The sequence below is a fragment of the Vibrio sp. D404a genome, from assembly GCF_030248535.1.
Taxonomy (GTDB): Bacteria; Pseudomonadota; Gammaproteobacteria; order Enterobacterales; family Vibrionaceae; genus Vibrio.
In genome coordinates, this window is the sequence record NZ_JAHGAJ010000019.1 from 140,861 (window position 1) to 155,069 (window position 14,209).

Below are 14,209 nucleotides of genomic sequence, written 5' to 3' on the forward strand. Positions count from 1 at the left end.
TTTAAATACTCCTAATTGAACAACCAAGGACTCGTCTAACGTACCACGACTAGTTGTTCTTCAACAGTGGCTTTTCATACCAATCCAACTCCACATCATCGTCAAAATTGTGATGTGAGAAGATAACTGGGACATCCTGAGAGCGATTTTTTCTTCGGTCATCCAAGATCATCGCTTCGGCATTTTTTACCGCGATCTCACTATTTCGTTTATACAGAACCAACTTTTCTTCTGGTAGCGCCGCTAAAAAGTCGATGTCGTAGCGAATATAAATAGGCTTAAGCTGACCAAGAGCCAAACAAGCAAGATCGGCTAAATGCTCTTGAGAATAACTCGATACATACTCTTCAGTGGCAAGCACTTGTCCTACGAGTGTTTCCATATAATTGTGAACGTCGACGCTGATCTGCATATCTCATCTCTCCATGATCTACGATGGGTGATTAGGTTAATCCTACTTAACGTTTAGTTTGTTATACCAATAATATCAACAACAAAGATATCCACTTTGTTGCATTATTCATAACTCATCACTATGTTTTTGTCGAAAATTAGGTAAAAAGCTTGGCAATTAGAATTTAAGCCGTATCCTACATATCCAGTTTAGTTATAGAATCATCAGTTTAGTTAGGCACTCTTCATAAATGTCATCTTCGTTTGTAACGTCGAGTTTGTTTCGTTTCAGCTTCCCACTGCTTTTGCTCAGCATACTGCTTGTCGGTATGAACAGCGTTATTCTCATTACGGAATCAAACCAAGGCTTTGCGAATAATCTTCCTTACATCCTACTCTCTGTAGCAGGCATACTTTGCTTCACCTTTAAGCAGGGTCGAATGACCATGGTTTCAATCACCATGTTAATTGCCTATATCGTGATTCAGATGCGCCTTCAAACTCCACTCAACACCGGAACTACGCTACTAGAGTTGTCGTTGCTTGCGGCGCTGCTACCCGTATCATGCCTATTGGTGTATGCCTTTCCGAATACCGCGTTATCTCTGCGTACAGCAGGGCTATACTTCGCAGCAATCGCGCTATTCGTTACGTGGTCACAACTAATCATCTCACACTTCTACGATGGTGGGTTTGAATCATGGAGTGAAGGTCTACTCTTTACGTTGCCATCACTCTCTAAGATTCCTTTTATTCTTGTTATGTACAGCTTGGGACTATCAGGGCTTACAGCCATTCTTGTGTTGTTGTACAACCGTCCGATAGACGTTGTCGTTTATAGCTCGATAGTCATGGCGAGCGCCACGTTCATCTTCTTTGATGTTCAATACATATCAAGCACCCTCTTTTCTCTGTCGGGTGTTCTGATCATCATCTACATGATGTCTGCAAGCCACGCATTGGCGTTTAACGATCAACTGACTAATATCCCTGGCCGTCACGCGCTAGAAAGCGACATGAAGCATTTGGGGCGTAAATTTTCCCTCGCTATGCTGGATATCGATCACTTTAAATCGTTCAATGATACCTACGGTCACGATATCGGCGATGAAGTTCTTAAGCTAGTCGCCAGCCGTATGAGACTGACTTCTGGTCACCCTAGAATTTATCGATACGGTGGTGAAGAGTTCACGATCATCTATCGTCGCAAGCAGGCAAAGCATGTCGTAACACACCTCAATGAGCTGATTAAAGACATTGAAGCCTACGACATCATAATTCGCGATAACCAAGCTCGACCAAACTGTGACGAAACGGGCAGTAAGAATCGTGGACGTGTTCCAGCCAAGTCAAAGATCGTGAATGTTACCGTGAGTATCGGTTTAGCCGACAGCAAGAGCACTAAAAAGCCAGAAGAAGTGATGAAGCTTGCGGATAATGCGCTTTATAAGGCAAAGAAAGCGGGTCGTAACCGATTGTCTATCAGTAAAGAGTAGTCAACCGGTTTAACAAAAGAAGAGCGTTTCTGATTCAGTAGCTCAATCTTGGTTGAAGAACACAACTAAGCTCCCGCCTTTGAGAGAGCTACCATAGTTAATCGTCAGACCGACCCCAACGTTATCAACCCAATCATTGAGTAAGTCTGGATCCAGCAGCCAACCAATACTGGTTTCGTAGTAAGATTGTGTGCCGAGTGGATCAGACGTATCGCCTCCAAGATCAATGCGTCTAACACTGGAGTACATTGAAGTAATGTTGTCTCCCCATTGAACCAAGTCATAGAAAACTTTTACTTCGTTGGCTAAGTACCAACCTTCAGGTCGTCCGACTTGACCGTTGTTCGCTTCACCCCATCCGTATCCATAAAAGTAATGCCAACTCGAACTCACCTTCAAACGTCCCCAATTCTGTGGCGTTTCATAGGTCAATTTGATGCTAGGTTCAACGATATAAGCCCAAGCGTCAGTGTTCAGGTAGGTATCATCAAGGAACGGACGAAGTGGCGCCAGGTAGTTACTTCGATAAGTATATTCGTTTCGATAGTATGAGATATGTTGGCCAATGGCCGAGTTTACACTCCAGTTTTCATCTAACTGACTAACATTAGCGAATTCGAAGTATCCTGACAGCACCAGCTCTTTTTGTAGGTCAGGCTTAAACCCATCCGCAAGCTTAACATCTTGTTCAATCCCTAAAGCAGAAAGACGAAAAGTAAGCTCCTGATGGTTATCTTCTATGTAGCTTGGTAAGGCATAGGTGTAAGGAAAACTCGCCGCAGCAATGTTCTTACGACGACTTATAGATTCTGCAGAGCCAATGTTCTCGTTATCGATATTGAACACTTGGTTAGGGTCAAAGTTATGGAAGCCGAATGTAAAAACATCCGAGTCACTTAAGACCACGCTGGTCGCAAAACTTTGTTCGAGTTCCTTCTGAAAGGCATCGGATAGGCTTATAGCAAAAGCCGTTGATGGAATAAAAAGAACCAGAGGTAAATACCGAAGATTCAAAAAGATAGTCCTTAAACAACAACCAATAAAAAATGGATGGCGACTTTAACACTAAGGGCTTACGGTTCACCATCAATTTTGCTTATCGACAACATAAACCGCACTGCTCTCATTGCGTCTCTTCGCTACTGGTTCGCAATGAGCGATTAGCTATGAACTCTAAACACTTAATGGTTAACGGTTAACTTCAACAATATCGCGTAGAATATAAGTATTACGACCGCTCTCTTTTGCCAAGTACAACGCACTATCTACCGCTTGATAGCTACCTTCTATTGACTCATCGCCTGTTGGGACAAAAGTTAGCACACCTTGTGACACTGTCACCCTATCTGACACAGCAGAGTGTTCATGCTTGAGATTAATCTTATCTAACGCTTCTTGAATACGCTGCGCTTGTTGTTCGGCAAAGCTCTTATCTGTGTCACCGAGAATTAGAATAAACTCTTCACCACCATAGCGCCCAACATACTCACCCGCACGAACAAACAGCTTTTTAAGCGTACTTGCGAGCGCTTGTAAGCAGTTGTCACCTTGAATATGGCCATAGTTGTCGTTGTATGGTTTAAAGAAGTCGACATCGAGGAGAATGATGGTCATGTGCGCTTTTCTACGTCCGTGCCATGCAATGCTCTCTTCAAGCTTGGTATCCATGTAGCGTCGATTATAGAGTTTGGTTAAACCGTCTTCATTGGCTTGCTGTTTCAACAGTAGATTAAGTTCTTCAAGTTTGGCTGTGCTCTGCTTTAACTCTCGCCTCATTTGAGCAATTCGCTGCATGGCAATGAGCTTGGAGTTCAAGACAACCTTATTTACAGGCTTAATCAGATAGTCATCACCACCAGCATCGATGGCTTTCGCGATCATTTCGGGTTCGTCGTGCCCACTCAAGAAAATGATTGGGATCCAATCTGGAAACTGACGACGGATCTCGCGGGCGACTTCAAAGCCGTCCATATCTGGCATGCTGATATCAAGCAGCACAAGCTCAGGGTCACACTGAGAGTAGATCTCTAGAGCCTCTCTACCGCTACCAACGGCTTCAACTTCGTGACCAATCTGTTTAAGGCGAATGGCAAGTTGCATTCGATCCAACTGCACGTCATCGACGAGCAATATTCGCATTGATGATCCCATTTCTGCCATTACATCACCTTTATATTGTGTTGAACTATGAAAATAGCCTAAAACTGGCGCTAATTCATGCTGTCATATCTATATTATATTGACTTTTTTACAGATCTTTTTAGCATTGTTTCTTTTTAAAGAGAAATACTATGTCAGACGCTACAAACAACGAACAACAAGAAATCGATTTAACCACTATCTCTCCAGAGCTACGTCAAGTTATCGAATTTGACGAAGTGCCAAAAGAGATGCACAACATGGTTACTTCTATTCACGAGGTGTCTGAAGAAGCAGTACGTGAAGCTTGGGATAGCCTTCCAGCAAGCGCACAGAACGTTCTAGACAACTTTGAACAATTCCACGCATTAATCTCAGTAAGCCAATCATTTGCTGGTATTAACGTAATGGAAGAGTTTCCAACTCTTAAGCTGCCTGAAGGCATGACTGACGAAGAGAAAGAAGAGTACCGCGCACAACTTCTTGACCAAGTTCTTCACAACTGTGTGAAAGACATGGTTAAACAGATCAAGAAAGCACGTCGTGATGCTATCTTGAAGCGTGACTTTAAAGAAGTTTTCACTAAGTAGTGAATCCAAGGTTATCTAAGAGTAACCTTTTGTTCTTTATAGAAATTAAAAAGCCGCTTCATATTGAGCGGCTTTTTGCTATCTATCGCAAGCTAAATACTAATATATGGTACTAGTGTCACATCTTAATCGCTAAAATTAAGCAACTTACACTGAACACCAAATGTTAGTCAGTAAACAAGACTGCATTAATGGGTTAAAGCAATATCACGCTGCGCCACACTCACCCCTTTGATTTGAGCAAATACGCGCTGTCCTATCGTCAAACTCAATTCATCAAGCGCCCACAGCGTAATCGTTGCCCATAAGTAGCATCCAGGCTCTAGTTCCAATTCAACAGCAACACTCTGCTTGTTATGGCCGTGTTGTTGAGTCTCTACACGACGGATCACAGCGGGCAAGATATTACGTATCGAGGTGTTTTGAGGCTGTTGTAACGAGAGCGATACATCATTGGCTCGAATCTGGAGCCTCACTGAAGCCTCAACCGGGTTATCGACTTGTTGCACCCAAAGCGATGTATTGTCACCTAAGGCAAGCTTAGAGAGCGCGTAGTCATCATTATGCTCGACAATCTTGGCTTCAAACAAAGAGCTCTGTTCTGAGAACGATTGCCAAGGTCTCATCGCACGCGATGCCCATACCTCTTCAGTTTGCCCCGAAGAGAGTACCTTACCCTGTTCAAGAATCACCAAGTGATTAGAGAGTCTGAGAATCTCATTTAGACTGTGAGTCACATAGATAATTGGGATTTTCACGCTTTCAGAGAGGTTCTCTAAAAACGGCATTACCTCACGCTTGCGCGGCAGATCAAGCGAGGCTAAGGGTTCATCCATCAGTAAAATATTCGGTTTAGAGAGTAGCGCTCGACCGATTGCTACACGCTGCTTCTCACCACCGGACAATTTTGCAGGGTAACGATCGAGTAGAGATCGCAAAGAGAGAAGATCCACCACTTGATCGAAATGATCCCTATCGAAGGTTTTAACACCGTATCTAAGGTTGCTGCTTACCTTCATGTGTGGAAACAGACGCGACTCTTGAAATACATAGCCGACATTGCGCTGGTGGACAGGCAGATTAATACCCTTAGAGCTATCAAACAAGGTTTTACCAGACACCACAATATGACCACTGTCTGGGTTTTTAAGGCCACTGATGGCATTGATCAACGTCGTTTTGCCGGCACCAGAGCGACCAAAGATGGCGGTGATTCCATGGCTAGGTAGATTGAGGTCAACATCAAACTCAGTATCGCCGAGCTTTTGCTGATAATTTAATATCAACTGACTCATTGATTGCCTCCTAATTTACTCGCCGTTTTGCGGTTCAACCACTCGGATAACATCAAAGAGCCAAGTGCAATCGCTATTGATATCGCACATAAGCGCGCCGCTTCCATTTCAGCGCCCGGCGTTTCAATAAAGGTGTACATCGCCAAAGGGATGGTTTGGGTTTCTCCGGGAATATTAGACACGAAACTGATGGTCGCGCCGAATTCGCCCAAGCTGCGAGCAAAGGAGAGCATAGTGCCTGTGATAATACCCGGCACCATTAGAGGGAGTGTGATGGTGAAAAAGACCTTGATTGGAGAAGCGCCTAAAGTCGCCGCAGCTTCTTCGAGTTTGCTATCGACCGTTTCCAAGCTCAATCGAATAGAACGCACCATTAGTGGCAGTGCAACCACAATGCATGCGAGCGACGCTCCTTTCCAGCTGAAGCTAAATACCAAGCCAAATACATCGTTCAGCCAAGAGCCTATGATGCCTTGTCTACCCATCATGACCAATAATAGGTAACCAATCACCACAGGTGGAAGAACCAAGGGTAAATGAACCAAGCTCTCTACAAGCCCTTTACCAATAAACTGCTTTTTTGCGAGTAACCATGCCAAACCGATGCCAATTGGAATCAACCATATGATGGCAAACCCCGCAACTTTGAGGCTTAACAATAAAGCTTGGTATTCGTAGTCAGATAAATAAAACATTAATGCGTATAAAAACCGTAGCGTTCGAGAACTGTCTTAGAAAACTCACCCTGCATGAAACGATAGAACGCTTCAGTAGACGTATTGTCATTAATCTTCGCTACAGGGTAACGTATTTCAGTGTGCGATGACGCAGGAAACGTGTCCACAATAGTCACTTGCTCTGAAAGCATAGCATCGGTCTTATACACAATGCCAAGTCGAGCTTCTTGTCGCTCTACCAGCGCTAGAGCCATACGAACGTTATTACTCGGAGCGAGACGCGTGCGCACACTGTCCCACACGTTAAGCGCTTCTAGAGATTCTTTGGCATAGATGCCTGCAGGCACAGACATAGTATTACCGACCGCTAGACGCTCGCCGGTCAGCGTCGCTTGCCATGCGGATGCGTCGTCGATTTTGAACTGTGAATAATCCGTTTTGTCTGCCATTGAAGTCACTAAAACGAGTTCATTACCTGCCCAGTTAGTGACATTGTCACTTGATACGTAACCCCTATCGAGTAGATGTGTCATCCACTTCTCATTAGCGGCAATAAACAAGTCTGCAGGTGCGCCTCGTTCTATCTGACGCACCAATGACGACGTGCTTGCATACACAGGCGTCACCTCTACGTCGTTATTCTTTTCGAATTCTGTAATCAGTTCATTGACGGCGTTAGTCATTGAGGAGGCAGCGTAGACTTTAATCGAGTCTTGCGCTGATGCTTGAAAGGCCAAAAACGCCATAGCTATCGTCAGCAGTCTTTTTGTCATCACACTCTCTTTAACGTGATTAGTATTTGTTGTCATTATTGGATGTCACGTAACTCAGGCCAAAGAAGATCGAGCTTCATATGTTCTTCAATCGCATCGGCAATTCGATTGATGCCTTCCTCTTTAAGCGCTTGATGGTCAATCGTTGTCACTGCATGAGCTCCCGCCCACTCGCAAATCGATGCCATTGCTTCACTGTTATCAAACAAACCGTGCAGATAAGTGCCAAAGATGGTGTTCTCACCATTAACCGCACCATCCAAGGCTCCAGAGTCTAACTGTATTGGTGCGCCGTTTTCTTTGATTTGAGTCTTACCAACGTGAATCTCGTAGCCGTTGACGATGGATGTCTTCCCGTTAAGTGTCAACTCGCCACGTACATTGGTTAGAGTTTTCTCTTGCGTCAGTATCGTTGTGGTATCCAACAGTCCTAAACCCAAAGAAGAGCCCGGTACACCTTCTACGCCGTTTGGATCATCGATGGATTGACCAAGCATTTGGTAGCCTCCACATATGCCCACCACTTTGCCACCTAAACGTAAATGGCGCTTAATGTCGTTATCCCAGCCCTGCTCACGCACATAGTCGAGATCGGCTCTAACTGACTTAGTACCGGGTAATATAATCAGATCGGCCTTATCTAGGCGTTCGCCTTTTCCAACATAGCGCAAATCGATATCTGGGTTGAGTCGCAGAGTATCGAAGTCAGTGTGATTACTGATACGAGTAATTACAGGTACCACTACCTTGAGTTTCGCATCACCGTTCGATTCCTGCGCTGTGGTAATCGCGTCTTCCGCTTCCAAATTAAAGCCATGTAGATACGGCAGAACCCCAATCACTGGCTTGCCTGTTTTTTCCTCTAGCCAATCTAGACCAGACTCCAATAGTTTGATGTCACCGCGGAAACGGTTAATAACGAATCCCGCCACACGGTTCTGTTCAGATTCAGACAACAAAGCCAAGGTGCCGTATAGATGAGCAAAGACGCCACCTCTATCAATATCGGCAATAATGATCACTGGAACGTCCGCTTTCTCAGCAAAGCCCATGTTAGCGATATCATTCTCACGTAGGTTGATTTCCGCCGGGCTGCCTGCTCCCTCAATCATGACACTCTCGTAGTCCGATTGGAGGCGCTCAAATGAGTCGATCACCGTATCCATCGCGACTTTCTTGTAATCGTGATAACCGGTTGCTTCCATATTAGTTAAGGCACGCCCTTGTAGAATGACTTGAGCACCGGTATCTGAGTTAGGTTTGAGGAGGACTGGGTTCATGTGAACCGTGGGTTTAACATTGCACGCTTGGGCTTGAACCGCTTGAGCACGGCCAATTTCACCACCATCTTCGGTTACCGCACTATTGAGAGCCATATTCTGCGGCTTAAAAGGTGCCACCTTGACGCCACGTCGAGCTAATACGCGGCATAAACCTGCCACTAATACACTTTTTCCGGCATCCGATGTCGTGCCCTGAACCATAAGGGCCTTGAGTGGTGATAACATTAAAACTTCATTCCTTCATTTTTTGTCGCAAAACCGCTGCGCTATTCACCCTATAGTAGCGTTATTGATAATAAGATGCTCATGAAAATGAATGGAAAATGAATGTGTTACTCACGCTGAATTCAAACCCAGTGTTGTTTAATAGCCTCATCGAAACAAAACGTTTCAACTAAACATAACCAATGAGGTATTCATCATGAAAAAAGCAGTCCTAGCAATCGCAGCATCAGTTATCCTTGCTCCAACTATCGCTCTAGCAGGCGGCGACAAAGACCAGAACAGCGGCATCTCATACACTGGCCCTGTAGAGTCGACAACTATTGCAACACTGCTTGAAAACACAAGCATGTTCTCTGAACAAGAAGCTATTGTTGACGGTAAGATTGTTCGCCAGGTACGTAACGACAAATTCATCTTCTCTGACGGCCAGAGCGAAATTCAAATTGAACTAGACGATGATATTAACCTTAGCCAACCGCTAACAGCAGAAACACAGGTTCGCATCTTTGGTGAATACGAAGGTGGCAAAACACCTGAAATCGAAGTCGACCACATCCAGATTCTTTAATATCGACTGACTCTAAATAAAATGGCCTGCATATTGCAGGCTTTTTTGTATATACTGCCCGAAATACAAAAATTTGGAGTCACCATGCAGGGTTACGCAAAAAAATCGCTACTTATCGGATTAACCGCGCTGTGTTCATTCGCTGCGTCGGCAAACAATTTCAACTACAACACTTTTGAGATCCGTATGGGTGCAAGCCCAAGCACTTTTGGTGGTGAATTCACAACCCTATTTACCCAAAACGCCCACCTGGTTGGTCGTATCGATACAGGCTTCGAGAGCGATTGGGATGCTGCAGCAGGTGTCGGTTTTAATGGTCCTATTGGTCAGTTTGCTGATATCTATGGCCAGATGCTTTTGCACAACATTGAACGCAATGACGAAAACAGCATCAAAACCGAAGTAAACGTCGGTCTAAAAGCATGGTTAATGGCAAACATTGAAGTGAATGCTCGACTTGGTCAGCTAATCGACAACGATGGTACTAACTCTATTGTAGGATTTGGTGCGCGCTTCCACTCTACTGAGCAATTGTCTGTAGGTGTTGATATGCGTAACAACGGTACTTACGGCCACCAAATTCTTATGTCGGCACGATTTGGTTTTTAAACCTCGCTGAGTCTTCAATAAACTCGTTAAGTTGATTGAAGTTATACGGCTAGCTACTGACATTAATATAAGCAAAACATATATTTAACCATTTATTGATAAAAGCACTTTACCACAACATGACGTACTGATAATCTCTCACAAATTTTGCTGATAGATGGAGTACCGTAATGGTTGGTAACAGCATGTCGATAAAAAATAAACTGACACTGATCTTTGTCGTGATCATTTTTGTGATGACAATGATTCAAACCTACGTCACTGGCAAACAACTGCTCAATGAGACGTATCGTTCAGTTCAACAATACTCAAACACGTTAACGACTTCTAACGTGTCAGGTATTGAAAAGTGGATTGAAGGCCGAATCAACGTAGTTAACGCTGCAAAAGACGCCTTCAAGTACACAAACTCACCAGAAAGCTACTTTACTCAAAGTACCAATGCTGGACGCTTCCAAATTGCTTACGCCGGTCTTTCCGATGGTCGCTTTCTGCAAGGCGTTGATCTACCTGTACCTGATGGTTACGATCCACGTACAAGAGACTGGTATAAAGCTCCGATGGCTCAAGGCCGCACTGTCGTTACCGAACCTTACCTAGATGTTGCTACCAATGAACTGGTTGTCACCATCGCATCCCCTTTTAATACCAATGGTTACTCAGGTGTTATCGGTGCAGACCTTAACCTCACAACTCTAGTTAACGACATTGTTAATGTTGAACAGCCGGGCGTATACGCATTCCTTGTTGATGGCTCAGGTAACATTGTTGCTCACAAAGATCCTTCTCTAACACTTAAATCTGTCGCGAACATCTCTAGCAACCTTTCTGCACAGAAGATTAAGTCGATCGCGAACAGCCCAGATTTCGAAGAGCTGCTCATTTCTGGCTCTGAGTCATTCCTTTCTGCCCAAAAAGTCCCTCATACCGATTGGTACTTCACGATTGTGATTGATAAGACCAAGTCTTTTGCGTCTTACCGCTCTCTACTTCGCCAGTCTGCGATTTTTGGTATGTTACAGCTGATTGTTATCGCGTTTGTTGCCATGTTTGTAATCAAGAAGGCACTGGCACCGTTAACAACGCTAAGCACAGCGATGGAAGCTTTGTCTAAGGGCAATGGCGACCTTACACAGCGTATTTCAGTCAACAGCAAAGATGAGATTGGGACGCTTGCGGTGCACGTGAATGCGTTTATCGCCAAGCTACAAGAGATTGTTCGTGACATCGCCTACTCTTCTAGCCAACTGAACGAGCAGTCAGAAGTCAGTACCAGTGTTGCACGCCAAACCAGCGATGGACTGAGTGTACAGCTGCATGAGATCTCTCAGATCGCTACCGCAGTACATGAGATGTCTGCGACGGCTGAAGAAGTGGCTAATAACGCGCAGATGACAGCAGACTCAGCTATCAGCTCTACAGAAAACTGCGAGCAAGGCAAACGCGTGATCATTCGCAACCAAGATTCGATCACCAACCTTGCAGAGCAAGTAGAGAACGCCTCTGGCATCATTCAAGAGCTTGAAAAGAACGCGCTGGATATCAATGCGATTCTATCGACGATTTCGGACATTGCAGAGCAAACCAACTTGTTGGCACTTAACGCAGCCATTGAAGCGGCTCGTGCTGGTGAACAAGGGCGTGGTTTTGCCGTAGTTGCAGACGAAGTACGCGTACTGTCTCAGCGTACTCATAGCTCTACCGATGAAATTCGCGAGATGATTGAAACGCTGCAGAAAAACAGCCTATCTGCAGTTGAATCAATGGAACGTAGTCAGAACCTTGCTCAATCGAGCGTTGATGATGCAAACAACGCGACGGAAGCTCTAGAGCAGATCGCAACCTCGATTCAACAGATCTCGGACATGGCTTCTCATATTTCAAACGCAGCGTCTGAGCAGCGCACCGTTACAGGTGAAGTAAGCAAGAACATCCAATTAGTGAATGATGTTTCTGACAAAATGTCGACCGAAGCTGACAATTCTCGTCAATTGTCTGAAGAACTGCGTGGTATTGCTCAACAGCTCAATACGCAAGTTCAGTTGTTCAAATACTAGATTCAGATGTTGATGCCTAGCTCTATATTCAGTGCACTACTGACTAAGTGCTAGGCATATAAGCTTATCTACAGCTGAAAACTCTCTAGAACGAACAGTCACCCAGTACGAACAGTCATCTAGAACGAAAAAATCCCGACAAGACTCACTTATCGGGATTTTTATTTGTATCAAATGACAATGTTAGTTAACTAACTGAAACTCTATTTCGTTACTTTGTCTTGCACGTATTTCTTACTTACATCGACAACAGCTACGTCTCTGAAGAAGCTACGACCTAGCAGCAATGGATACTTCAGGTGTGTACGGTCAGCAAGCGTGAATTCCGTTTTATCTTTAAGATCGCCGATTTGGATATTCGCAACGATCACAGCACGGCGTTGTGTGCCCTCTGCGCTCGACTGCTTTATCTTAACCCAGCGTTCTACTGGCAAGCTCACTTCTTGGCTCTTAATGCCGTCATGCTCAATCTTAAACTTAACCCAATCTTTGCCGTCACGTTCGAATGGAACAATATCTGTCGCGCTGATTGAAGAGGTTGTCGCACCCGTATCGACGCGTGCTTTAAACGCCTCTTTCAGGCCTGGTACAAATACCCACTCTTCTTCACCTAGGATCAGTTTGCCATCCGCTGTTTTCGTCACTTTCTTAGCTGGTGGCTCTTTAGGTGGAACTGGCTTAGCTTCAGGTTCAGCTGGCTTTTCAACCTTCTCAACCTCTTTTTCTGCCTCTTTTGGTGCTTCAGCTTCCTTTTCTTCCGCTTTCGTCGACTCGTCCACAATAGGTTGTTCGATTTGTGGCTTCTGCTCTGGCTCGACAGGAACTTGAGTCGTCGTCGAACAAGCAACAAGGCCACCACTTAACATCAGGGTTATAATTGCTTTCCAATTGTACATTCAGTCACCATTCTATTTTGATACATTAGCGATTGCATTTGCTACGTAAGGAATATGATTTTCTGAAAGGCCTGCAATGTTGATACGTCCATCACCAACACCGTAGATACCATACTCTTCACGTAATTGATTCATTTGGCTTTCTTTAAAGCCTAGTACAGTAAACATACCTTTATGGCTTTCAATGAAGTCAAAATGTGATGTGTTATAAGTATTTCGTAATTCGTTGCATAACGTTTGGCGTAGATTGACTAAACGTCCCTGCATCTCACTCAACTCTTGCTTCCAGATTCGCGTTAGTTCTTGATCTTGAAGAATTGTTTTAACTAGTGCTGCACCATGATCTGGCGGCATAGTGTAAGTAGAGCGCGCCAGTGTTAGCAGCTTACCTTTCGCATTTCCAACTTCTTGGATGTTTTTACCCACTACAATGGCTGCGCCCGTTCTTTCACGGTACAAGCCAAAGTTTTTAGAGCAAGAAGTCGTGATTAACATCTCTTCGACGTTATCTGCCATGAATTGAAGACCTTTCGCGTCTTCTTCTAGTCCATCACCAAAACCTTGGTAAGCAATATCCACAAATGGAAGGAAACCATTCTTTTGTGAAAGTGCTGTAATTTCCTGCCATGCCGCAAAGTCGATGTCCGCACCCGTTGGGTTATGACAACAACCGTGCAGTAGAACTACATCATTTGGACCTGCGTGAGACAGCTCTTCAAGCATTCTGGCTGTATCTACCTGTTTTGTTTCAGGACTAAAGTAAGAATAGTGCTTAACTTTAAGTCCTGCCGCTTCCATTACAGGTTGATGGTTTACATAGCTAGGATTAGAAATCCAAACCGTGGTATCTGGCTGAGCTACCTTCATAAGGTCACCAAGCATGCGCAGCGCACCACTTGCACCTGGAGTTTGAATTGCGGCAACACGATCCATCGCCGATGTGCCCTTAAGAAGCAGATCAACCATGCTTTGGTTAAACTCTTCGCAACCTGCTAGGCCAACATAAGCTTTGGTTTTTTGGTTCTCGACAACAATATCTTGTGCCATCGAGACGGCTTTCATGATCGGCGTTTCACCTTGGTTATTGCGGTAAACACCGATACCTAGGTCGACCTTATCAGGGCGTTCGTCGCCACGGTAAGCCACAGAAAGAGAGAGAATTGGATCTAAAGTTGGTTTTGGTAGATGTGAAAACATGAAAGTCACAA

The 14,209-nt window shown here is 44.5% G+C and carries 14 protein-coding genes; 5 read left to right on the plus strand and 9 right to left on the minus strand.

Going from position 1 to position 14,209, the window contains the following annotated elements:
- Window positions 1–49 precede the first annotated feature (49 nt).
- Complete coding sequence (locus KI655_RS12305) at window positions 50–412, minus strand: late competence development ComFB family protein (protein ID WP_285405310.1); 363 nt, start codon at window positions 410–412, stop codon at window positions 50–52.
- Between the two features lie 232 nt (window positions 413–644).
- Between KI655_RS12305 and KI655_RS12310 the strand changes: the two genes are divergently transcribed.
- Window positions 645–1,889: a GGDEF domain-containing protein gene (locus KI655_RS12310; protein WP_285405312.1), complete on the plus strand. Its 1,245-nt coding sequence runs from the start codon at window positions 645–647 to the stop codon at window positions 1,887–1,889.
- Between the two features lie 42 nt (window positions 1,890–1,931).
- On the opposite strand, the gene KI655_RS12315 is transcribed toward KI655_RS12310, so the two are convergent.
- Together KI655_RS12315 and KI655_RS12320 are read right to left on the minus strand one after the other, a co-directional pair.
- The gene (locus KI655_RS12315) at window positions 1,932–2,903 is read right to left on the minus strand and encodes a Solitary outer membrane autotransporter beta-barrel domain (protein WP_285405314.1); all 972 of its coding nucleotides are present in this window, start codon (window positions 2,901–2,903) and stop codon (window positions 1,932–1,934) included.
- 174 nt (window positions 2,904–3,077) lie between these two features.
- Complete coding sequence (locus KI655_RS12320; protein WP_285405315.1) at window positions 3,078–4,049, minus strand: diguanylate cyclase; 972 nt, start codon at window positions 4,047–4,049, stop codon at window positions 3,078–3,080.
- A gap of 131 nt (window positions 4,050–4,180) precedes the next feature.
- On the opposite strand from KI655_RS12320, the gene KI655_RS12325 reads away from it, so the two are divergent.
- Window positions 4,181–4,618, plus strand: a complete 438-nt coding sequence (locus KI655_RS12325; RefSeq protein ID WP_150869563.1) for a DUF3069 domain-containing protein — start codon at window positions 4,181–4,183, stop codon at window positions 4,616–4,618.
- 188 nt (window positions 4,619–4,806) lie between these two features.
- On the opposite strand, the gene modC is transcribed toward KI655_RS12325, so the two are convergent.
- The 4 genes from modC to KI655_RS12345 are packed head-to-tail and all read right to left on the minus strand — an operon-like array spanning window position 4,807 to window position 8,871.
- A complete protein-coding gene (gene modC, locus KI655_RS12330) occupies window positions 4,807–5,913 on the minus strand; it encodes a molybdenum ABC transporter ATP-binding protein ModC (protein ID WP_285405317.1) in 1,107 nt (368 codons plus the stop codon).
- Window positions 5,910–6,608, minus strand: coding sequence for a molybdate ABC transporter permease subunit (modB, locus tag KI655_RS12335; protein WP_285405319.1), 699 nt, complete (start codon window positions 6,606–6,608; stop codon window positions 5,910–5,912). The genes modC and modB overlap by 4 nt, the downstream gene beginning before the upstream one ends.
- Window positions 6,608–7,363, minus strand: coding sequence for a molybdate ABC transporter substrate-binding protein (modA, locus tag KI655_RS12340; protein WP_285405321.1), 756 nt, complete (start codon window positions 7,361–7,363; stop codon window positions 6,608–6,610). The genes modB and modA overlap by 1 nt, the downstream gene beginning before the upstream one ends.
- Before the next feature lie 35 nt (window positions 7,364–7,398).
- A complete protein-coding gene (locus KI655_RS12345; protein ID WP_285405323.1) occupies window positions 7,399–8,871 on the minus strand; it encodes a cobyric acid synthase in 1,473 nt (490 codons plus the stop codon).
- Window positions 8,872–9,067: 196 nt separating this feature from the next.
- Between KI655_RS12345 and KI655_RS12350 the strand changes: the two genes are divergently transcribed.
- From KI655_RS12350 to KI655_RS12360, 3 genes are all read left to right on the plus strand, one after another.
- Entirely contained in the window at window positions 9,068–9,439 is a 372-nt protein-coding gene (locus tag KI655_RS12350) for a YgiW/YdeI family stress tolerance OB fold protein (protein ID WP_285405324.1), read from the plus strand.
- Window positions 9,440–9,523: 84 nt separating this feature from the next.
- Window positions 9,524–10,048, plus strand: a complete 525-nt coding sequence (locus KI655_RS12355) for a hypothetical protein (protein WP_285354122.1) — start codon at window positions 9,524–9,526, stop codon at window positions 10,046–10,048.
- 185 nt (window positions 10,049–10,233) lie between these two features.
- On the plus strand, window positions 10,234–12,105 hold the full coding sequence (locus tag KI655_RS12360; RefSeq protein ID WP_285405326.1) for a methyl-accepting chemotaxis protein: 1,872 nt from the start codon (window positions 10,234–10,236) through the stop codon (window positions 12,103–12,105).
- 203 nt (window positions 12,106–12,308) lie between these two features.
- On the opposite strand, the gene KI655_RS12365 is transcribed toward KI655_RS12360, so the two are convergent.
- Entirely contained in the window at window positions 12,309–13,001 is a 693-nt protein-coding gene (locus KI655_RS12365) for an ATP-dependent zinc protease (protein WP_285405328.1), read from the minus strand.
- 12 nt (window positions 13,002–13,013) lie between these two features.
- The gene (locus KI655_RS12370) at window positions 13,014–14,198 is read right to left on the minus strand and encodes an amino acid aminotransferase (RefSeq protein ID WP_285405330.1); all 1,185 of its coding nucleotides are present in this window, start codon (window positions 14,196–14,198) and stop codon (window positions 13,014–13,016) included.
- Between the last annotated feature and the right edge of the window lie 11 nt (window positions 14,199–14,209).

What these genes read in the sequence shown, in the direction of transcription:
- KI655_RS12305 (WP_285405310.1), bottom strand. Translation starts at nt 412, where the DNA reads ATGCAGATCAGCGTCGACGTTCACAATTATATGGAAACACTCGTAGGA.
- KI655_RS12310 (WP_285405312.1), top strand. Translation starts at nt 645, where the DNA reads ATGTCATCTTCGTTTGTAACGTCGAGTTTGTTTCGTTTCAGCTTCCCA.
- KI655_RS12320 (WP_285405315.1), bottom strand. Translation starts at nt 4,049, where the DNA reads ATGGCAGAAATGGGATCATCAATGCGAATATTGCTCGTCGATGACGTG.
- KI655_RS12325 (WP_150869563.1), top strand. Translation starts at nt 4,181, where the DNA reads ATGTCAGACGCTACAAACAACGAACAACAAGAAATCGATTTAACCACT.
- modC (WP_285405317.1), bottom strand. Translation starts at nt 5,913, where the DNA reads ATGAGTCAGTTGATATTAAATTATCAGCAAAAGCTCGGCGATACTGAG.
- modB (WP_285405319.1), bottom strand. Translation starts at nt 6,608, where the DNA reads ATGTTTTATTTATCTGACTACGAATACCAAGCTTTATTGTTAAGCCTC.
- modA (WP_285405321.1), bottom strand. Translation starts at nt 7,363, where the DNA reads ATGACAAAAAGACTGCTGACGATAGCTATGGCGTTTTTGGCCTTTCAA.
- KI655_RS12345 (WP_285405323.1), bottom strand. Translation starts at nt 8,871, where the DNA reads ATGTTATCACCACTCAAGGCCCTTATGGTTCAGGGCACGACATCGGAT.
- KI655_RS12350 (WP_285405324.1), top strand. Translation starts at nt 9,068, where the DNA reads ATGAAAAAAGCAGTCCTAGCAATCGCAGCATCAGTTATCCTTGCTCCA.
- KI655_RS12355 (WP_285354122.1), top strand. Translation starts at nt 9,524, where the DNA reads ATGCAGGGTTACGCAAAAAAATCGCTACTTATCGGATTAACCGCGCTG.
- KI655_RS12360 (WP_285405326.1), top strand. Translation starts at nt 10,234, where the DNA reads ATGTCGATAAAAAATAAACTGACACTGATCTTTGTCGTGATCATTTTT.
- KI655_RS12365 (WP_285405328.1), bottom strand. Translation starts at nt 13,001, where the DNA reads ATGTACAATTGGAAAGCAATTATAACCCTGATGTTAAGTGGTGGCCTT.
- KI655_RS12370 (WP_285405330.1), bottom strand. Translation starts at nt 14,198, where the DNA reads ATGTTTTCACATCTACCAAAACCAACTTTAGATCCAATTCTCTCTCTT.